Annotated in this window: 13 protein-coding genes; 4 read left to right on the top strand and 9 right to left on the bottom strand. The window is 70.5% G+C overall.

Features of this window, described 5'->3' with window-relative positions:
- Positions 1-1248: HEXXH motif-containing putative peptide modification protein (locus MJ785_RS01740; protein ID WP_239379953.1), on the top strand; the 1248-nt coding region annotated here is incomplete at its 5' end.
- 41 nt (positions 1249-1289) lie between these two features.
- On the opposite strand, the gene fxsT is transcribed toward MJ785_RS01740, so the two are convergent.
- The 4 genes from fxsT to MJ785_RS01720 all read right to left on the bottom strand — a co-directional run bounded on the left by fxsT (position 1290) and on the right by MJ785_RS01720 (position 9417).
- Complete coding sequence (gene fxsT / locus MJ785_RS01735; RefSeq protein ID WP_239379952.1) at positions 1290-5795, bottom strand: FxSxx-COOH system tetratricopeptide repeat protein; 4506 nt, start codon at positions 5793-5795, stop codon at positions 1290-1292.
- A gap of 142 nt (positions 5796-5937) precedes the next feature.
- Complete coding sequence (locus MJ785_RS01730) at positions 5938-6957, bottom strand: AAA family ATPase (protein WP_370652845.1); 1020 nt, start codon at positions 6955-6957, stop codon at positions 5938-5940.
- A complete protein-coding gene (locus tag MJ785_RS01725) occupies positions 6954-8444 on the bottom strand; it encodes a hypothetical protein (RefSeq protein WP_239379951.1) in 1491 nt (496 codons plus the stop codon). Before MJ785_RS01725 ends, MJ785_RS01730 begins: the two co-directional genes overlap by 4 nt.
- Before the next feature lie 334 nt (positions 8445-8778).
- Entirely contained in the window at positions 8779-9417 is a 639-nt protein-coding gene (locus MJ785_RS01720; RefSeq protein WP_239379950.1) for an effector-associated domain EAD1-containing protein, read from the bottom strand.
- Between the two features lie 226 nt (positions 9418-9643).
- On the opposite strand from MJ785_RS01720, the gene MJ785_RS01715 reads away from it, so the two are divergent.
- The 3 genes from MJ785_RS01715 (at position 9644) to MJ785_RS01705 (ending at position 14166) form a co-directional block, all read left to right on the top strand.
- Positions 9644-12130 carry a Tex family protein gene (locus MJ785_RS01715; protein WP_370652844.1) on the top strand — a complete coding sequence of 829 codons (2487 nt, stop codon included), beginning with the start codon at positions 9644-9646 and terminating at the stop codon, positions 12128-12130.
- 436 nt (positions 12131-12566) lie between these two features.
- A complete protein-coding gene (locus MJ785_RS01710) occupies positions 12567-13472 on the top strand; it encodes a metallophosphoesterase (protein WP_239308126.1) in 906 nt (301 codons plus the stop codon).
- Positions 13465-14166 (top strand): 4'-phosphopantetheinyl transferase, encoded by a 702-nt coding sequence (locus MJ785_RS01705; protein WP_239308125.1) that lies wholly within the window; start codon positions 13465-13467, stop codon positions 14164-14166. The genes MJ785_RS01710 and MJ785_RS01705 overlap by 8 nt, the downstream gene beginning before the upstream one ends.
- Here MJ785_RS01705 and MJ785_RS01700 read toward each other — a convergent pair.
- The 5 genes from MJ785_RS01700 to MJ785_RS01680 all read right to left on the bottom strand — a co-directional run bounded on the left by MJ785_RS01700 (position 14147) and on the right by MJ785_RS01680 (position 21150).
- Positions 14147-15559 carry an FAD-dependent oxidoreductase gene (locus MJ785_RS01700; protein ID WP_239379948.1) on the bottom strand — a complete coding sequence of 471 codons (1413 nt, stop codon included), beginning with the start codon at positions 15557-15559 and terminating at the stop codon, positions 14147-14149. The genes MJ785_RS01705 and MJ785_RS01700 overlap by 20 nt on opposite strands.
- A gap of 107 nt (positions 15560-15666) precedes the next feature.
- Positions 15667-18081, bottom strand: coding sequence for an FAD-dependent monooxygenase (locus MJ785_RS01695; protein ID WP_239379947.1), 2415 nt, complete (start codon positions 18079-18081; stop codon positions 15667-15669).
- A complete protein-coding gene (locus tag MJ785_RS01690) occupies positions 18078-19409 on the bottom strand; it encodes a beta-ketoacyl synthase N-terminal-like domain-containing protein (RefSeq protein ID WP_239308122.1) in 1332 nt (443 codons plus the stop codon). The genes MJ785_RS01695 and MJ785_RS01690 overlap by 4 nt, the downstream gene beginning before the upstream one ends.
- Positions 19406-20680, bottom strand: a complete 1275-nt coding sequence (locus tag MJ785_RS01685; RefSeq protein ID WP_239308130.1) for a beta-ketoacyl synthase — start codon at positions 20678-20680, stop codon at positions 19406-19408. Before MJ785_RS01685 ends, MJ785_RS01690 begins: the two co-directional genes overlap by 4 nt.
- Positions 20680-21150 carry a cupin domain-containing protein gene (locus MJ785_RS01680; RefSeq protein ID WP_239308121.1) on the bottom strand — a complete coding sequence of 157 codons (471 nt, stop codon included), beginning with the start codon at positions 21148-21150 and terminating at the stop codon, positions 20680-20682. The genes MJ785_RS01685 and MJ785_RS01680 overlap by 1 nt, the downstream gene beginning before the upstream one ends.
- Positions 21151-21160 lie beyond the last annotated feature (10 nt).

The raw sequence follows: 21160 nt of genomic DNA, 5'->3' as shown, positions 1-21160 counted from the left end.
GTGCTCCACACGCGGGCCGGCCACAGCACGCTGTCCGTTGTGCTGGACGATATCGACCCCTACCGGCATGTCCTGCGACCGAGCAGGCCGGCGCGGCTGACCCCGGCCGCGCTCCGCCGCTGGGAGACCACGTTGGCGCAGGCCTGGTCATTGCTGGTAACCGAACATCCAGAGCAGGCCCGCGGGCTTTCCGCTGGCCTGTCGGTGCTTGTACCACTGGCGCGGGCGGAACGCTTCCGCCCGCGCAGCGCCTCCTCCGGCGACGCGTTCGGCGCCGCTCTCCTATCCGAACCCGACGACGCGGTCCAGCTCGCCGTGACGCTGGTGCATGAGCTGCAACACGCGAAGCTCGGTGCCCTGATGCATCTGTTCGACCTGTATGAGGACGACTCCCGGAAATTGTTCTATGCGCCCTGGCGTGACGACCCCCGGCCATTGAGTGCTCTTCTCCAGGGCATCTATGCGTTTTTCGGCGTCACCCGGTTCTGGCGCAGGCAGCGGCAAATCACCACCGGCGGCCGGAATGCGGTGGCCCATTTCGAGTTCGCGCTGTGGCGGCGGCAAGTCGCCCATGTGCTGGGCTCCGTGCGCAGCGCGCCGGAACTGACCGGACTTGGGCGGCGCTTCCTCGACGGCGTGCTGGTCACCCTCTCCAGCTGGCAGACCGAGCCCGTACCAGGCAATGTCGCCCAGCGGGCCGCCGCCGCTGCCGTGGACCATCGCGCCGGCTGGCGGATCCGCCATCTGTGTCCGCCGGCGGACGCGGTCGAGGCGCTGGCGCGGGCGTGGGTGGCCGGGTCAGCTCCGAGCGGCCCGGTGCCGCCGTCAGACATGCGGCCGGACCCGGCGGCGCGCCTGTTGGACACCCGGTCGGCGCTGACCCGGCTGTGGCTGGCCGACCGCGACGCGTTCCGGGAGCTGCAACGCCGCGATGAGGTCGGCCGCCGGGTGTCCGGTGCGACCGCGGCTGACCTCGCCTATGTCAGCGCCGACTACCGGTCCGCCCGGCAGCTGTACCTGTCAGGCCTGGCGGACAGCCCTGACCGGCCGGATGCCTGGGTCGGTCTGGGGCTCACCGCGCAGGCCGTGGGTCACGAACCGGTCGCCCAGGTGGTGCTCACCCGTCCCGAACTGGTGCTGGCGGTCTCCCGGGCGGTGGCGGCCAGGACCGGTCGGCGACCGCCACCATGGGATCTCGCCGACTGGCTCGGCGGCTGCCCGCGCGGGCAGGCCGCCGACGCCCCCTGAACAGCCCCGCACACGGGTGGGATCCCGGCCGGGGCTCCCCGTTACAACGGCAACGGGTCGATGTCGCAGTTGGATCTGACCCAGCCGGCGGCGGCCCTTGTCGCCGGATGCTCCACGCCGAGGGTCTGGTCCATCTGGGTGATGGTCGACGCGTGCAACCGGCCGGCCTCCTCCATACGGCCCAACGCGCGCAGGTCCATCGCCAGGTTCGCGCTGCACACGAGGGTCGCGGGATGGTCCTCGCCGGACGTCTGCTTCGAGCGGGCCAGGATGTCGACGTCCCGGTCGTGGGCGGCCTGGAACTCGCCCTGGGCATACAGCTCGCTCGCGAGGTTGACCGCGCACGCGAGGGTCGACGGATGATCGCTTCCAAGGCTGCGGCGGAAGACCTCGAAGCTCTCGCGGTCGATCTCGTAGGCCGTCTCCACATCACCGGCCAGCCGGTGGGTGATGGCAAGGTTGACCGCGGCGGCCAGGGTGTGCGGATGCTCCTCGCCGAGCACCCGCTGGTAGCGCTCCCGGGTCTGCTCGCACAGCTCCCGCGCTCCGGCGAGGTCACCGTTGTGCCGCAGGTCCATGGACAGGCACAGCGAGGCGGCCAGGGTGTCCGGGTGATCAGGCCCGTACCGGCTTGTCAGGCGGAGCTGGACATCCCGCGACAGTTCCAGTGCGTGGGTATGGTCACCCGCCTTGCGGCGGGCGACAGCCAGGTTACGGGACGCCCGCAGGATCTGCGGGTGGCTCTCCGCGTTGTGCAGCAGCCGGCGGAACCGCTCCAGCAGCTCCTCCTGCCTGGCCCGCGCCCCGAGATAGTCACCCAGTTCACGCTCGTCGATGGTCATGGCGTTCCACGAGATGAGGCTGCGCAGCTCGTCCTCACCGAAAAGCCGGACCCTGCGCTGCCAGGTGTCCTCGTCGAGGTCCCTGGCGCGGGCGAACTCACCGAGCAGCCGCAGGCTCACCCCGACGTTGTGGGCGGCGGTCAGCGTGACCGGGTCGTCGATCCCCAACGTGTGCGACGCGCGCCGGTACACCTCGTCGGAGATCTCCATCGCCGTCCGGAAGTCGCCCTCGACCCGCTTGCCGGCGGCCACCGCGCCGAGTGTCTCCACCGTCTTCTCATGGTCCGGGCCGAACAGCCGGTTGCAGATGTCCAGCAGCCGGGCATTGACCTCGGCGGCCTCCTGGTAGCGGCCGACGACGAAGAACATCCAGGCCAGCCAGCCAGCGATCTCGATCGTGTGCGGGTCGTCGTCGCCGCGCAGGCGGCGCCAGGCACGGTGGGTCTCCTCCGCGAGCCGGCAGCTGGCCTGGTGGTCCCCCCAGTAGTAGAGGTACTCCGCCTCATCGATGAGCAGTTCCCGCAGCCAGGTGTTGTCGCTGCCGACCGCGTCCGCCGCGAGGACGTGCGGGTAGAGCTCCGCGTACCGGTTCCAGTTCTCCGGGTTGACCGGATCATGCGGATTGCCCCCGGCGAGCAGCGCGTGGGCTCCGTGGCGCATCGTCTCCCGTTCGTCCGGGGTCATCCGCCCGATAAGAACGGCCTGGACCAGGCGGTGCATCTGCAGGGAGTTGGTCCGGTGGTCGATCCGCGCGAGAGCGTACCGGTTGATCTCGCGGATCGCCTGGTTGAGCTTGATCGAATCTCGTAGCGCGGCATCGAGTTCCGGGACGATCAGGATGTTCCCGGCCCCCGCCAGCAGCTGGCGGGAAATAGGCTCCGGCGCGAAGAAGGCACAGACCTGGAGCAGCCGCAGCGCGGCGGGGTTGCTGTTCGCGAGCCGGTCCAACGAGACGTTCCAGGCTGCGGCGACCGGCTTTTCGTAGTCCATCGGCGCGTTGGAATTGAGCAGCTCGCTGAGTTTCTCCTCGAACAGCCGCAGGTACTCCTGGGCTGGCATCCCGGTCTCCGCGCGCCAGGTCGCGGCCTGTTCGATGGCCAGCGGCAGGTCGCCCAGGGCTTCGGCCAGCAGGCCCGCGTCGATGCTGGTGAGGTCGGGCCCACGGCGTTGCAGCAGCTCGATGCTTTCCGTGCGGGCGAACACGTCCACCTCGAGCGGTCGCGCGACATTGGCCCACTGCATGTTCCGCGACGTGACGAGCACCCGGCCGTCACCGCCGGCCGGGAAGAACTCGCGGACGGCTTTCGGGTCCTCGGCGTTGTCGAAGACCAGCAGCCACCGGTTGTACGGCTCACCGGTGCGCAACGCTTCCAGCACATTGGGTATGGCGATGTTCGCCTCCATCCCGACCGGGAGACGGAGCCGCTGCGCGAGGTCGACGAGCGCCGAGCCGATCTGCGCCGTCCATTCCGCCGGGATCCACCAGATGACGTCGTAGTCGGCCTGATGCCGATAGACGTACTCCACCGCCAGCTGTGACTTCCCGACACCGCCCATACCGTGCAGCGCCTCGGGCAGGACGGCGGTCGTCCCTTCATGGAGCCGCTTGTGCAGTTCGGCGAGCAGCTCACGCCGTCCGGTGAAGTGGGGGTTGCGCGGCGGGACGTTCCCCCAGACAGCCGGTGAGCGGCCAGTGCGTTGTCGTTCCACCGCTGACGTCGCGGTGATCGAGGGCACATATCCTCCTTCTTGACGGTCGGCCGTGCTGTCGGCCGGGTGGGCGGGCACGGCGGGGCCGACCGGGAACTGGGATCTCGGCAGCGGAGTCGACGCACCGATACTGTCACTCATAGTCACGTCCTGAACACTATCTGCGATGCTTCCGGTGTTCGAAGCACTCTGGATCCGGGTGGCAAGTGCACGGGAGCGCTCCAGGTAACGGCCTGACAGCGCGCCCAGCACGGTCTTTTCGATCAACAAAAACGGGCGGTTGTCACCCGTGATCACCGGGACCGGGGCCGAGTCCGGCTCGTCCAGCATCCGGCCGGTGTCACGCAGAACAGCGACCCGCGAACCGAGAAGATCACTTACCGCCCGCAGCACCCGCGTGGCGTCTGAACGCCGGCCGAAGGCGAGCAGCTCCGCCCGCACGCCGGGGTGGAACTCCAGCGCGATCCGTTCGGGACCGGCGGGGCCGCCACCGGCGGGCACCGGCCGCACCAGCCCGCCCGCGAAGATCTCAGACAGCTGCGGGCGGCCCGCGCCTGGCACCATGTCCCGCACCATGCGCAGCACAGCCCAGGTCAAGGGCGCCGCGGCCAGGTGGGTGGCCAACTCGAAAGCCTCCTGGGAGGCCACCGCCCGAAACCGTTGCACACACTCCGTGGCGGATTCCGCCGGGCTGCCGCCCCAGGAGTAGGCGGCGCGTTCCGACGGCTGGCTGCGCGGGCCGGTGAGCACGGCCGTCAGCTCGGTCCACGGCTGCCGGCCCGACAGGAAGCCGGCCCAGGGAGCGAGCCGGCGGGCGTGGGCCTCGAGAACCGGCACCGGGACAGCCACCGCCAGGTCGGCCGTGCCGAAACCGGACAACGGAGCGCCCCACGGATCGCGGAACGCCCACCGCGGGGCGGCGGCGATCGGGGCACCGCCTGGCATCGACATCCGTACCCGCTGGGGACGGAGCCCGGTCAGCTGCCACAGCCGCCTGGGCACAAGATTCAGCAGCGCCACGGGGAGCCGCCGCGCCCAGGACCACAGCAGCGGGGACATCGCGTCCGTCCACCACGCTCGGCCAAGCGCATCGGTCAGTACCCACAGGATCCGCCGGCCGGTCGGCTCGAGGAGCTCGGCGGCCGCGTGTGCCGCACCGCCTGGCCAGCCGGTCCGCAGGCAGAGATCTTCCGGTCGGTCCGTGTCGGTGTTGAGGAAGCGAAGCTGGACGTCACGGAACGCGCCGTGTCGCTCAAGCAGCGTGACGATACCGGGGACGGTGTCCAGCCAGGGAGTCATCGACGGGCTGCCGTCAACGATGAGGACGATCTCGAACCGGCGCTCCCGGGCCGGCCGGTAGACCGGTAACCCCAGGAGGCCCTGCGCGAGCCGCTCCGCGGTGGCCTCCTCGTCCAAGACGTCCGCGCACGCCGATGCCATCGTCTGCCGCAACGGCCGCAACGCGGCCCGCACGGCCCGGGGGTCCCTGCCCGCCAAGACGCTGGGCCAAGTCCCGGCCGGCAGGGCGGGAGGCGCTCCGGACAGGAGGAGCCCGGAGCCGGCGGCAGCTATCGCGGCGTCCTCGTCGGCGTCCTCGCCATCACCGATGGCCAGCCCGGCCCAGCCCGGCTGGCCAGCCGGGGCGCTCCGCTCCGGCGCGGCGGCCTCCGGCCCGGTGGCGGACCCGTGCCGAGGCTGGCGGTTCCCTCCCATCTGCGGCCCGGCCTGGCCGGCCTGGCCCAGCCCGGATGCGTCTGTTTCCTGCGCAGAGGCGTCCCCAGCCGGCGAACCGTCATCCGGTTGTGTGCTCCCGTCACTGATTTCGCCGCTGCTCCCGCCGCTGGTCGCGAGAGCACGCGCAGGCCCGGGTACCGGCTGGTCCAGGTAGCGCCACAGCCAGACAGCCTCCGCAATCTCCCGGGGCGTGGGCGCGGCGGCGGGCCGCCGCCGCGCCGGCCGCCGGGCGGCCGGGGGCTGCCCCGCCTCATCCGTCATCGCATGTCCGGAAACTGCATGCCTGGGAATCGCATATCCGCAGACGGCGCCGGGGCCAGCTGATGCCAGACTGCCTCAAGCAGGTCGTTCCATACCGCCTCGTCCCCATCGGCGGCGCCGGCGGCCACCAGATGGGCCGCGTTCAACAACTGGTCGGCCGCCAGTCCGCCGACCTGCTGGCGGCGTTGCTCGAACCGGGCGATAAGCTCCCGGTGCCCGGCGCGTCAGCCGGGAAATGGGCGGCGATCAGGGTGGCGAGCTGCCGTGCGTCCGGGTCGGGGATATCGAGCCGGGCACAGCGCCGCAGGAACGCCGCGGAGAACTCGCGCTCCCCGTTACTTGTAATCACAATAAGCGGGAAAGCGTGGCAACGGACGATTCCCTCGCGTACCACGGCTGTGCCGCCGGGATCGGCCGTGTGCACCTCGGCCTCGGGGTCCTGGTGGCGCATCCTGGCCAGCTCGGGAATGGCGAACTCGCCGTCCTCGAAAATGTTCAGCAGGTCGTTCGGCAGGTCGAAATCGCCTTTGTCCATCTCGTCGATGAGCAGTACCCGAGGGAGCTCATGCGGCAACAGCGCGGTCCCCAGCGGACCGAGCTGGATGAAATCCCCGATCGGCGGTAAGGCCACACCGCCACGGCCCGAGGCGCCGCTGGCATGGTCGTCCCCTCGTGGCCGGCTATGCCAGCGCAGGCTCGGCACGAAACGGAACGGAGACATGGCCTGCGCACGGCCGATGGCGTCATAGTCGTAGAGCCCGGCGCGCAGCGTGGTACGGCTGGTGACCGGCCAGCGCAGAACTCGCCCGAGCTGGAGCTCGCGGGCGATGAGATAGGCAAGGCTGGACTTACCGACCCCCGGGCGCCCGGTGACCAGCAAGGGGCGCCGCAGGTAGATCGCCGCGTTCACGACCGAGATCTGGGCCGTGTCGAGCAGCCGGGACGGCGTGGTCCCCAGCCGCCGCAGAGCCTCTGGCCCCTCAGCCGACGGAGGCGGCAGCACCGGCCCGCCCTGGAAAATCCGCCACGGCGGCGGTGCCGGCCATCGCCGGTCCCGCTCCGCGGGCTCGATCGGATCGCCCGTTCCCTGGAACAGCCACCATCCCGGCCGGGATGGCGTATCAGGCGAGTCCGCCTGCCCAGCTGCCGGGTCGACGCTCATGGACGGCCCTCCCCTTGTGATACACCGAGAGGGGCGGGCGAGCCTCTCTCGGGCTGCCTTTCTGGATCATCCCACAGAAGCGCGAGATTGCGTCCCACATGTTTGTCGCCGGCTCCGCCGGCGCCACCGCCCGGTTCCAGCAGCGCGTCGATCCGTAATCGGCGGACCCGACCGGGAAGATCGCTCATGTCGCCGTCATCGACCAGCAGCCGCAAGGTGTCCTCATGTTCGCTGCCCAGCCGCCGGGACCGATGCCACAGGACCACCGGCAGGCCCGCCCGCAGCGCCATCAGCGCCTCCCCCATCCCGGTTCCCCCGGTGACTTCGGGTGGTTCACTGAGCACGAGCGCGACCAGCTTTTCATCGGACGCCAGCGTGGCCTCCAGCCGGAGCAGGTGGTCCGAGCCGTCCGGCCGGCTCCAGTACACACCGGCCCGGCCGGGTCCGTGATGCAGCTGCCGCCAACGCCGATGCCACACCCGGTGCCAGTCTGGCCTGCGTAACCGCTCCAGGCTGCGCAGGGCGACGGGATAGTCCAACGCCAGTGGTTTGGCCGGGCCTGGGTCCGCTTCCCGCTGCCACCAGTCGACAGGGTCGTTCAGCAGCCCGAACGGCAGGATGAACTCGATCGCGACCACTGGGGTGTGGCTGGCGAGCCCGGTCTCCAGCCCGCGCACGACAGCCTCCACATAACCTTCGAGCTCGCCCCGGGAAAGGAGCTGCCGCCCGCCGGGCTCGATCCGGCCATCCCATTGGCGCCACCACGACCCCACGTAGGACTCCGCGTCGCCGTCCGCCGGATCAAACTGGATCATCAGATGAACCTGCGGTGCGTGATGTGGCCGTGGAGTGCGCTCCAACCGGACCGCGTCGAGGGCCGCGGTGAGCTTCAGCTCGTACGCTCGGCTGCTGTTCCAGCGGTCCACTTTCTGCGCGGTTGATGGCGTCAACTCGTCATGAACATGTTCGAGGAAGACCATATAGGGCGGCAGCCTGGACCAGGCCGCATTACGGCCGGCAATGTGGAGCAATGTGTGCCAGGCAGTCATACAGTGGCGCGGCGGCTCCAGCATCCGGTTACCGGTCGCCAGCCGGTAGGGCTTCACAATGGCGCCGGACGAGATGGCGTCCAGTTCCGCCCGCAGCAGCGCCCACAGCTCGCTCGAGGCCGCTGCCGCGACCTCTCCGGCCTCCCACTCGTCCCGCAGCCGCAGCAACATCATCACGATGGCGGCAGCCGGTTGCAGCCGGATCACCACGTCGACCAGCGTGGTGATATTCGACCGCCGCGCGCAGGCTGTGACGAGCGCGAAGAACCACTGCATGGCGGTCGGGTAGTCGGCGACCTGGACCGGGCAGCCTGCCCGTCCGAGCAGGTCAAGGAGAAGCTGCCGGCTCCCCGCCGGGCTCAGTTCCGGGCATTCCACCAGAACCCGTACAATTCTGCCCTCGATGTCGAACCGCGGAGCCAGCTCCCGATCGGCCACGACCCCCCCGCACGATCGCCATCAGTCGGACTTCCGCATGGAAAATATGCACATTCGGCGCATATCTGTCACCGAGATGACACTTTCGTAACAGTACGCGGAAAAGTATGCACACTCAGCACCGCCCAAGCTAAGAGCGACCGGCAATAGGGACGCGGCGTCGCGGGGCTGGGGCACGCACCTCACCGCGTTGTCGTCGGTCGCCACCCAACACCAGGGTGACTCCCTCCGCCGCCTTGCGATGTACGCACCCCAGCCCCTCTCCTTGATCCACACCCCTATTGCCGGGCGCTCTAACGCTCTGTCCAATACCGGACGCTCCCTGTTGATCGTGCTACCAGCCGGCGAAGACGGGATTGGCGGGAAAAAGCCGGGCCGCCGCCGCGAGAACGCGCCGCCGGCCGTCGATCAGGACTCCGGCGGCAAGCAGGACGTCGACCTCGGTCCAGAACTCCCGCGAGGTCAGTGCTACGGACCAGACCGGTTGCCGGTCGGCGGGCAGGCCGGCGGCGGCGAGGATTTGCCGGGCGGCGTGCGCCTGGTGGAAGACGCTTGCCAGCTCGGACACCTCCGCGCCGGTGAACCTCTCCGGACGGGGCTGGGGCGGTGCCGGCTGTCGGGCGGCGGCCGGCTCGCCGACGGCGTCCGCATCGCCCCCCGACAGCCGGCGCAGCACCCCCGCAGCCGGACTGTCCGGCTCGAGCTGGCTGACCTCCGCCGCGAGTGCCGCGATACCCGCCGGTTGCCGGGCGCAGGCGTCGACAAGCCCGATGAACCACTGCCGGCTGGTCCCGTAGTCGGCTACCTGCAGCCGGCGCCCCAGCCTGCGTTCCACGAGGTAGGCGAGCAGCAGCCGGCTCCGCTCAGGCGCCAGGTTGAGCACGGAGTCGAGAGCGTCGACCGCCTGTTCCGCGAGATCGGGGGGGAACGGCGGACCGCAACCGTCATCCGCCAGCCCGTCCACATACGTCACCTGATACCCCATCCACCGCGGCCGTAGCGCGGAATGGGAATCGGCCGCGTCAGGCGGTACGCGACGGCCAGCCCGACCTCGCGGGGCTCAGCGAGCGGATCCCGCTACCACATCCCGGCTGATACCACTCTATTCAATGCGCACCGGGCCGGCGATCGGTACGGGAACAGCGGGCACGGGAAACTGACACACGAACCCAGCCGATGATCAGGCAAGCTGGTCACGAATGCTTCGGACCCCAGCGCGAAGGTGGATCAGGATTGTGACGACGTCGGTTCATCGCAGGATCGCCGAGGAGCTCGGCGTGCGTGAGGGTCAGGTGACCGCGGCCGTGGACCTGCTCGATGGCGGGGCCACCGTGCCGTTCATCGCCCGCTACCGCAAGGAAGCAACCGGGACACTCGACGACACGCAGCTGCGCACCCTTGAGGAGCGGTTGCGTTACCTGCGTGAGCTGGAGGAACGGCGCACCGCGATCCTCGAGTCGATCCGCTCGCAGGGCAAGTTGGACGATGCCCTCGAGACACAGATCATGGCCGCCGACTCGAAGGCGCGGCTGGAGGACATCTACCTGCCTTACAAGCCCAAACGCCGTACCAAGGCACAGATCGCCCGGGAGGCGGGCCTCGAACCGCTGGCCGAGGCGCTGCTGGGTGATCCGGCGCTCGACCCGCAGGCGGCCGCGGCCGCCTTCGTCGACGCCGAGCGTGGGGTCGACGATGCCGCCGCCGCGCTGGACGGCGCCCGCGCGATCCTGGTCGAACGGTTCACCGAGGACGCCGACCTGATCGGGACGCTGCGCGAGCGGATGTGGGCGCGCGGCCGGCTCACCTCCCGGGTGCGCGACGGCAAGCAGGACGCCGGTGCCAAGTTCGCCGACTACTTCGACTTCGCCGAGCCTTTCACCACGCTGCCCTCGCACCGGATCCTCGCGCTGTTCCGCGGTGAGAAGGAGGAGATCCTCGATCTCACCCTGGAACCGGACGGGGAGGCTGCCGAGGAGGCCGCGCCGCGGGAGGCCCCGGCGCCGGGCGACTACGAGCTGGCGATCGCCGACCGCTTCGCCGTCGCCGACCTGGGCCGTCCGGCCGACCGCTGGCTGGTGGACACGGTCCGTTGGGCCTGGCGCACGCGCATCCTCGTCCATCTCGACATCGATCTGCGGATGCGCCTGTGGCAGGCGGCCGAGGACACCGCGGTGGGAGTGTTCGCCGTCAACCTGCGTGACCTCCTGCTCGCGGCGCCCGCCGGCGCCCAGGTGACCATGGGGCTCGACCCGGGCCTGCGGACCGGCGTGAAGGTCGCGGTGGTCGACGCGACCGGCCAGGTGGTCGCCACCGAGACGATCTACCCACACGAGCCGCGGCGGCGCTGGGACGAGTCGATCGCCGTGCTCGCCCGCCTCGCCGCCCAGCACGGCGTCAAGCTGATCGCGATCGGCAATGGCACCGCGTCCCGGGAGACCGACAAGCTCGCCAGCGAGCTGGCCAGGCTGCATCCCGAACTGGCGCTCACCCCGGTCATCGTGTCGGAGGCCGGGGCCTCGGTCTACTCGGCCTCGGCCTACGCCTCCCGCGAGCTGCCCGAGCTGGACGTCTCGCTGCGTGGCGCGGTGTCGATCGCGCGCCGCCTGCAGGATCCGCTGGCGGAACTCGTCAAGATCGATCCAAAATCAATCGGGGTCGGCCAGTACCAGCACGACCTGTCCGAGATCAAACTATCCCGCTCGCTCGACGCGGTCGTCGAGGACGCGGTGAACGCCGTCGGGGTCGACGTCAACACCGCCTCGGCCCCGCTGCTGACACGCGTGTCCGGGATCGGCGACAGCCTCGCGGAGAACATCGTGCGCCACCGTGACGCCAACGGCCCGTTCCGCTCACGCCGGGCGCTCACCGAGGTCCCTCGGCTCGGCCCGAAAGCGTTCGAGCAGTGCGCCGGCTTCCTGCGCATCCGGGACGGGGACGACCCCCTCGACGCCTCCAGCGTGCACCCGGAGGCCTATCCGGTGGTGCGCCGCATCCTGGCGTCGACCGGCAGCGAGATCACGACGCTGATCGGCAGCACCGCCGCGCTGCGTGCGCTGCGGCCCGCGGACTTCGTCGACGAGACCTTCGGCCTGCCGACCGTCACCGACATCGTGGCGGAACTGGAGAAGCCAGGCCGCGACCCGCGCCCGGCGTTTCGGACCGCCACCTTCGCCGAGGGCGTCGACACTCTTGCCGACCTCACCCCGGGCATGGTGCTGGAGGGTGTGGTCACCAACGTCGCGGCATTCGGCGCCTTCATCGACGTCGGTGTGCACCAGGACGGCCTCGTGCACGTCTCGGCGATGTCGAGGACCTTTGTCGCCGACCCTCGCGACGTGGTGAAGCCCGGTGACATCGTGCGGGTGAAGGTGCTCGACGTCGACATCCCCCGCAAACGCATCTCGCTGACCCTGCGTCTCGACGACGATGCCAGCCGCGGCGGCTCACCCCGTGGCAACCCGTCTCGCGGCGAGCAGCCACGAAAGACCGCACAGCCGCGGGGAACACAGCCGCGGGGAACAGCGCAGCCCCGCGCCGCGCAGCCCCGCCCCCGCCGTGGGGAGCCGAGCGCGCCCACTGGCGCCCTCGCCGACGCGCTGCGCCGGGCCGGCCTCGTCGACGAGTTCGGCAACAGCGTCGCCAACAAGGTCACCGCCCCGAAGCGCACCAACCGCCGCGGCGGCTGATCTCTGGCAGCGCTCCTGGACCGCGGCCTTCCCGGCCGAAGAGTGCGCGACCGCTGGTCCTGTCGCGCGCTCAGAGCGTGTTTGAGATCGTCATTCCGGCTCACCGCGCCCAGGTGCCCCCTGGCCGCGTTGTCGGCCACACCGATACAACTCATCCGGTATCGCTTCGGCCTTCCGCCTTGCCAGGGGGCGCCTGGACACGGCTCACTGATCGAAAGCCCGATCTCAAACACGCTCTCAGAGCGTCGGGGTCTTCGTGTAGAAAGCAGCCGCCGCTTTCTCGAAGGCAAGGATGTACTGCCGCATATGTCGCTCGCTGTAGACCGGGTGGGTGTGGAGCGGGAGCGTCCGTCCCTCGCTTCCCCGTGGCCACGCGGACCAGCCGGCCCGGTGGCGGTCAACGCCTGAACGGCGCTAAAACAGTAAAGTCGGACCGGTGACCGCATCCCGGGCCGCGGCTGGGAAATTACTGGCCATCAGTGATTTACATGTCGCCTATACCGAGAACCGCCAGATCGTCGAGGAGCTCCGGCCGGAGTCGGCCGCGGACTGGTTGATCGTCGCTGGTGACATCGGTGAGGTCGCCGCGGACATCGAGTGGGCGCTGACGCTGCTGAGCAGCCGGTTCACCACAGTGATCTGGGTTCCCGGTAACCACGAGCTGTGGACGCCGCGAAAAGACCCGGTGCGGTTGACCGGCGAACGGCGTTACCAGTACCTGGTGGAGATGTGCCGCGGCCTTGGTGTGCTGACCCCGGAGGACCCCTACCCCGTCTGGACAGGCGCCGGCGGCCCCGTGACCGTCGCACCGCTGTTCCTGCTCTACGACTACACGTTTCGCCCGGCGGGCACCCGCACCAAGCAGGAAGGGCTCGCCGTGGCCCGCGAGTCCGGCGTGATGTGCTCGGACGAGTTCCTGCTCGATCCCGACCCATACCCGGGCGTGGACGCATGGTCACGGTTTCGGGTCGCGCACACCCGCGACCGGCTCGCCGCCCGCGAGCGGAGCCTGCCGACCGTGCTGGTGAACCACTTCCCGCTGGTACGCGGCCCGACAGATGTGCTGCGCTACCCCGAGTTCGCGCAGTGGTGCGGCACCGAGAGCACCGCCGACTGGCACCTGCGCTTCCGGGCCACAGCCGTCGTCTACGGCCATCTTCATATCCCGCGGACAACCTGGTATGACGGCGTCCGGTTCGAGGAGGTTTCGGTCGGTTACCCGCGGGAATGGAGCCGGTGGAACATGCCGCGCAATGTCCCGCGCCAGATTCTGCCGGCGCCGGACCAGTACGCCTCGGCTTGGAGCGTCCCGAAGCGGCATGCATCGGATCCGCATGCGTGAGACCGCCCTGCTTGAGACGCTGCTGCCCGCCAGCGCGGTCGCGGTCGAGGCGTTCACCGACGACCCGCACGCCGTGCTGTTCGCCGAGGAGGAGGCGACCCTCGCGCGGTCCGTGGACAAACGGCGCCGGGAGTTCACCACCGCCCGGGTATGCGCCCACCGTGCGCTCGCCAGGCTCGGCCTGCCGCCGGCACCGATCCTGCCCGGTCCCCGGCGCGAGCCGCGATGGCCCGCCGGAGTCGTCGGCAGTATCACGCACTGTGCTGGATACCGGGCGGCCGCCGTGTCCCGGTCCGCCGATATCGTCACGATCGGTATCGATGCCGAACCCAACGAGGGTGTGCCGCCGGGCGTCCTCGACCAGGTCGCGCTGGCCGAGGAGCGTTCCTGGCTCGACCAGCGAACATCACGTCACCCCGAGGTGTGCTGGGACCGGCTGCTGTTCAGCGCCAAGGAGTCGGTGTACAAAGCATGGTTCCCACTGGCCAGACGCTGGCTTGGCTTTGACGACGCGCTCATCACCGCCGAACCCACCGGTACCTTCCACGCTCGGCTGCTGGTGGCCGGCCCGATCCTCGCCGGTCATGAACTGACCGAGTTCGCGGGCCGCTGGCTGGCCCGCAACGGACTGATCATCACCGCGATCGCCCTGCCCGCGGGCGGCCCGCCCCCGGTCACATGGCCGGCGCCCTGACCGCGCGAACGACCTCGACGATCTCCTGCCTGGTCGGCAGACCGGCCGGCCGCCGCGGGCGCCAGCCCGCGGCAAGTAGCTCGGACACCCGCGGTTGCACCGCGTTGAGCTCCTCCGGCGCGGCGGCCAGATGCATGTGGCGGAACACCGCCCGCGCCACCACCGGATCGACGCCGGCCGCGGCAAGCACCATGAGCCGCGGCACGGCGGCCGGGCTCGGGGGGCTCATCGCCGGAATGGCCCCAGCGGTGGCAGCGGCCGGGTCGGTCTCGGCCATAGCTGCCCGCCAGAGCACGGTACGCGACCGGTCCAGCGACCGGGCGTCATCGAACCACGACCACAGTTCACCGTGGACCCAGGCGTCGACCCGGTCACGCCACAGTTCGGGGTCGGCCGGATCCTCGGCGACCGCGCGGGCGAGCGTGAGAGCGTGCGCCACAGCCAGCGAGATACCTCGACCGAAATGCGGGTTGGTGGTGCACACGACGTCGCCGATCGCGTGCAGGCCCAGCGGCCTGGCCGGGCCCGGCGGACGGAACACGTTGCGCAGGCCGTTCATGACCATGACATCCGAGATCGGTTCGGCGAACGCGGGGTCGGTCCAGGCCGCGCCGAGCGGAACCATGCGCGCGGCCGCCTCGAAGGCGGGCACCGCCCGCAGACCCGCCAGCGCCTTGTCCTCAGGCAGGTGCACGAACGTGACGGTGAACGTCCCCGCGTCGTGTGGGAAGACCAGGAACGAGTAGCCGTCGCCCTCCTCGACCCCGATCACCCCGCGGTTGACCGCGGCGAACTGGCATCCTGGCCGCAGCCGGTAGCGGCGTGACCGGTACGTCTCGTTGGCCGGCTCGTCGAAGACCTCTTCAGCGAGCATCTCCGTCGTGAGAGCGCCGCGCCGGCCACCGCAGTCGACCACGAGATCCGCTGGATGCGCGCTGCCGTCACCCAGGCGTACCACGTCGACGCTCCCCCTGTGCGCCTCGACCCGCCGCACGGCCTCGAGCTGGACGCTGATGCCGGGCTCGGCCTCGACCAGCCGGCGCAGCACCCACTCCACCGTGCTGCGCCGGCATAGGAAGGACACCAGCCCGTGTGGCAGCGCGGCCTCCACCGCACCGGCCGCGTGCAGCGCCGCCACCACGTCGGGCAGCCCCGCAAGCAGTTCGGCGCAGCCACGGGCGAGAAAAGCGTGCGGCTGGTGCAGCTGCGCGACCCCGGTCCGTCGCCAGCCGGCGGCCGCACCGACCTGTGCCGGCCGAGCGGCCGCGTCCCGTTCGAAGAGGGTGACCGCATGCCCCTGGCGCGCAAGGGCGAGCGCGCTGGTCATCCCCGCCGCGCCGGCCCCGCACACCGCGACCCGCAGCCGTCGGTGACGGCCTTTCCCACGTTCCATGCCAGCTCCCTCCCCTGTCGCATCTCCCGTTGCCCAGGGCCGGGCTCCAGGCCAACGACGACACGATCATGTTTCTTGCGCCCCGTCGACGCCCGGGACACCCGGGATCACTCCCGGGACTGCCGGCCATCGCCGAACACGGCACGCAGATGGTCCTCGAGGGCGCCGGCAAGGACCGGCCTGGTCCGGAAGCCCACGTGCCCGTCCGGACGGATCAGGTAAGCACACGGTCCGGCGGCGGCGTAGGCGGCGCGCCACTGTCGGCCGGTGTCGTACACGACGGGCAGGCCCACCGCTGGCGGCCGTGGGGCGTCGGGGTCCCGGACCAGGTAGATGGTGACCAGCTCGGGAAACCGGTGCTGGATCGCGCCAGCCGTCTTCTCGTAGCCGCGCAGGTCCTCCTCGGTCGTACTGGCGTCGGTATAGATCAGCAGGGTGTGCGAGATCCCGTGGGTCAGTTCGAACAGGCGCATGGGGTGCCCGACACCGCGGCGGGTCAGGCCGTGTACGTCGGGCGCGCGATCCCCGGCGGCCGGTCCCCGGTCGGGCGCATCCCAGCCGAGCGCCTCGCCGACCCCGGGGGTGCCCCGATAGGTCAGGGTCAGCTGCATCTCCTCGAGGAACTGTGCCTTTTCGTCGGCGTTGTCCATCTCGTCGGTGAACGCCACCCGGACGGCGCGGTCCATGACCGCCTGTCCGGCCGGGCGGCGCTCGGCCTCGTAGCTGTCGAGCAGCCCGGCCCCGGCGTGCCCGTTCACCGCGAGCGCGAGCTTCCAGCCGAGGTTGTAGGCGTCCTGGATCCCGGTGTTCATGCCCTGGCCGCCCGCGGGCGGGTGCAGATGCGCGGCGTCGCCCGCGACGAAGGCCCGGCCGACCCGGTACCGGTCGACGATCCCGTGGCTGATCCGGAAGATCGACGACCAGCGGAGGTTGCGGCCGGTGGTGCCGGCCGGGGCGAGCCGGTCGAGCGCGACCTGGAAATCGGCCAGTGTCGGCGGTTCGTACTCCTTGGTGAAGCCGGGCGGCACCTCGGTGCGGGCCGCCTCCGCCATGACGCGCGGCGGCGCCATGGTCGCCATCCGGTAGCGGCCCGTGCCCCGCAGCGGCACGCACACCAGCATCCCGTCGAGCTCACCGTCGGTCATGTGCATGAAACGCAGCAGGTACCCCTCGGGCATCGCCCAGTCGACGTCGAGGTCGGCGAGCATGAACAGCTGCGGGAACCGCCCGGCCCCGGCGTTGAAGGACAGCCCCAGCTCCCGGCGGACGACGCTGTGCGCGCCGTCGCAACCGACGATGTACTTGGCATGCACCGTTTCCCGCGCTCCGTCGGCGGTGGACAGGTGAGCGACCACGTTCGCGCTGTCCTGGGTGACGGTGTGTAGTTCCAGGCCCCGCTCAATCGAACCGCCCAAGGTACTCAGGCGGTCGACGAGGAGCCGTTCCGTCTCGTACTGGGGCAGTCCGAGGTGGGCGTATGGCAGCTCCGGATGATTCCATTCGACCCGGTGCGTCTGGCGTCCGTTCACGATGACGATCTGGCCGTTGAACCAGATGCCGGTATCGATGGCCGCGCGGGCGAGGCCCATGTCCTCCCAGATCTCCATGGTCCGGCAGTGCACCCCGATGGCCTTGTCCGCCCGGCCCGGCGGCTTGGCGTTGCTGTCCACCAGCCGGCACGCGACCCCGCGGCGGGCCAGCTCGATGGCCAGGGTCAGCCCGGTCGGTCCCGCGCCGACCACCAGCACGTCGGTTGTCGCGCGCGGCTCCCGCCGCCTGCCCGGCGCCGTCGGCGCGGCCGCGTTACCGGCCGCGTTACCGGCGCCGATAACGGTGAGCGGAGAGGCGGCCGTGGCCGGATCCGGTGCCGGGCCCGCTGCCGGCTCCGGTGGCCGGGCCGCGATCGTGAAGACACGGCGGGAGAACCCGCGGTTGAGGTAGGGAAGGAGCTCCCTGGTCCGATCGGTATGACGCGGATCCTGTACCCAGTCGAGGAACGCGGCCTTCGACGTCCATTCGGCGAGCAGGTGGTATGTGGGCGTTCCGGGCTCGTGCAGAAGCTCTTCCCGGAGGTGGCCGGGAACACCGCGCATCGCCGCCGCCACGTCGAGGAAGGCCTGTTCGAAGACTGCCTCCTCACCCGCGGGCACGGTTGTGGTGACCAGCACACGCACCGCCGGTTCCCGTCCGGCCAGGGTCTGCAGGATCTGGTAGGTATGGCGGTCCGCATCATCGCGCAGGTCCCGCAGGGCCGTGGTGAGATGGTCCCGGCGCGGGCTGCGCCCGAAGGCGTCAAGCGCCGCCCGGCTCTCCCAATCCGCGACGATCACATATTCACGAGGAAGATCCGGGTCGCGCATGAGGTCCTGGCGGATGTTACCGGGCACCGTGCTGATGACCTCGGCCGCCTTCCGCCAGGCGTTTTCGAACTCGTGTTCACGGCCGGCAGTGGCGCGCATCCGCAGCAGCGTCCGTACCGTGTCGCTCCCGGCGCCGCCGCCGGCCGTCTCGGGGCTGGTCATCGCTGGTTGTCCCCTTTCTTTTCCGGCTGGGGCCGCGGGCGTGTGCCAGCGGCCGGGACCGCGTTCAGGTCGATCTCCGGGCACCGGCGCAGCACGAGGGAGGTGTTGAATCCGTCCAGTCCACGGGCGTTGACCATCGCGGTGAACACCGGTGTGGGGGTCACCTCGGACACGAAGTGGAGCCGGCATCCCCGCGCCGGCCGGCGGGTACCCGCGGTGGGCGGAAGAAGATCGTGACGCATGGCCAGCAGCGCGGTCGCCGCGTCCAGCGCGGCCCCACCCTGGTAAAGCCGTCCGACCAGAGGTTTCTGCGTGGTGACGGCTGGTGACGCCGAGCCGTATGCCGCCCGCATGGCGGCGCATTCGTCCCGGTCCGCGGCGGGCAGGCCAAGCGCGTCGGGGAAGACGACGTCAACCTCACCCGGACGTACGCCGGCCCGCCGCAATGCCATGGTCATGGCACGCGCGTACTGCTCCACGTCCCCCTCGGCTCCCCGCCGCCAGGGCCGCCAGGGCCGCCCGTCGAACGTGGCGGCGGCACCGGCGATCTCCCCGTAGATGACGGGCGCGCCGCGGGCCAGCGCGTGGCCGAGGTCCTCGACGACGAGCACCGCGCCCCCCTCCCCGGGCACGTAACCATCCGCGTCCACGTCGAACGGGCAGTACGCCCGCGCCGGGTCGGTCCGGGCGGTCATCGCGTGGTTGTGCTGCTGGCAGGTGAGCGCATACGGGGACAGCGGGGCCTCGGTCCCGCCCGCGAGCACCACCGGGGTGCCGCGGCGGACCAGCCGCGCGGCATGGGCGAGGCTGTCCAGACCGCCGGCGCTCTCGGCAACCAGCACCGCCGACGGCCCCTTCATGCCATACATGATCGACAACTGGCCAACCGTGGCCGCGTAGAACCAGGCGATCGACTGGTAGGCGCCGACCGTGCGCGACGGTGAGCTCCACAGCCGCTGGAGCTCACGCTGGCCAAAGACATTCCCGCCGGAACCGCTCGCGAGTGCCACCGACATCTCGTACGGATCGAGGGCCGCCGGATCGATCTCGGCGTCGGCGAGCGCCTGGCCCGCCGCGCAGAACGCCAGCTGGGTCCACCGGTCGGTCTGCACCACGAACCGGCTGGGCATGTGGTCAGCGGCCTGGAAGCCGTCGATCTCCCCGGCAAGGGTGGTTGCGTACCGGGACGGGTCGAACTGGGAGATCCGTTCAATCCGGCTCTCGCCGGACAGCGCCGTCTTCCAGTAGGTGTCCGCGCCGACGCCGCTCGCGCAGACGATCCCGATGCCGGTCACGACCGCGCGCGGCGCGGCCGCCTGGCGCGTCATCGCCCGGCCTCCCGCGGCCGGGCGAAGACCATGGCCGACTGGAATCCACCGAAACCGCTGCCGACCGACAGCGCCACGTCGACCTGTTGCTCCCGCGCTGTGTTCGGCGTGTAGTCGAGATCGCATTCGGGATCGCGGTTCGCCCAGTTCGCCGTGGGCGGCACCACCCCGTGCTCGATCGCCAGCGCGCAGGCGGCCATCTCGATGGCGCCGATCGCGCCGAGCGAATGGCCAACCATGGACTTGATCGAACTGATCGGTATCCGGTAGGCGTGCTCGCCGAGGGCGCGTTTGAAGGCGGCTGTCTCGTGGCGGTCATTCTGCTTGGTGCCCGAACCATGAGCGTTGATGTAGGAGACATCCGTCGGCGCCAGCCGTCCCTGGGCCAGCGCGTCACCGATGGCGACCGCCATCTCCGCGCCGTCAGGCCGCAGGCCGGTCATGTGGAAGGCGTTTCCCCGGGTGGCGAACCCGGCGACCTCACAGTAGACGCGGGCTCCCCGGCGCAGCGCGTGTCCCATCTCCTCCAGGACGAGGACGGCGGCGCCCTCGCCCAGGATGAAGCCCTGCCTGTCCCGGTCGAAGGGCCGGGAGGCATGCGCGGGGTCGGAGTCGTCCGGCGACGTCGCTTTGATCGCGTCGAACGACGCCAGCGTGACCGGCGAGATCGGGGAATCCGAAGCGCCGACAATCATGACATCCACCTCCGCGTCCATGACGAGCTGGTAGCCGTAACCGATGGCGTCGATCCCGGAGGTGCAGCCGGTCGAGACGACCTGCGCGGGGCCGTGTGTCTGGAACCAGGCCGCCACGTCGGCCGCGAGACTGCTCGGCAGCAGAGCCTGATACAGGAACGGAGCGGCATGGTCGGGATCGACCAGCCATTCCCGGCCGCTGTCGCTGGCCACGACGTACTCGGTTTCCAACGCCGTGGTACCGCCGACCGCCGTACCCATCGCGACGCCGGCCGCGTTCGCGGTGTCCTCGTCGAAGACGATCCCGCTGTCGGCGACCGCCTCCGCCGCGGCGGCGAGGGCGAACTGGATGTACCGGTCGGATCGCCGCGTATGCCGGGCGGACAGGCCGGCCGCCACCGGATCAAAATCGCACTCGGCCGCGACCCGGGAGCGGAACGGCGACGGGTCGAAGAAGGTGATGCGGCGGGTGGCGGTACGCCCTTCGGTGACCGTCGACCAGAATGCCGGCCGGGTCACCCCGCCCGGTGCCACCACACCCACCCCGGTCACGGCCACGCGCCGGGAGGCGACCATCACAAAGCCACCGGGTCTGTTACCGGGCTGCCGGTAGCGGGGCTCTCGGTAGCGGGGCTCTCGGCGGCCGGGCCCTCGGCGGCCGGGCTCTCGGTGTCCACGTGCCCGAGTTCGGGGCGGGGGGCGAGCGGACCGAGGTGAAAGACCACCGAGGCCTGTTCGGTCCCGGTGTTGCGCAGCCGGTGCCGCATCCCGACCGGGATGTAGAGCCCCTCGCCGGACGCGATGACCACGGGCTCGTCATCGCAGTCCACGGTAATCGCACCATGCGTGACGCACAGGAATTCCTCACTGTATGGATGGTAATGCTCGGTGATCCTCTCACCGGGCAACAAAGTGGCCACGCCCATGAAGCCGGACGTGCTGCCGACGGTCCGCGGGCCGAGCAGCACGCGCAGCTCTCCGCCGCGGCGCCGGTCCGCCGGCACGTCACGAGCGGCAACATGCCCACAGTGGGATGTGACGGCCATGCCTCTCGAT

It is taken from the genome of Protofrankia sp. CiT1 (genome assembly GCF_917627335.1).
Taxonomy (GTDB): Bacteria; Actinomycetota; Actinomycetes; order Frankiales; family Frankiaceae; genus Protofrankia.
This window is presented reverse-complemented; position numbering and strand designations above follow the sequence as displayed.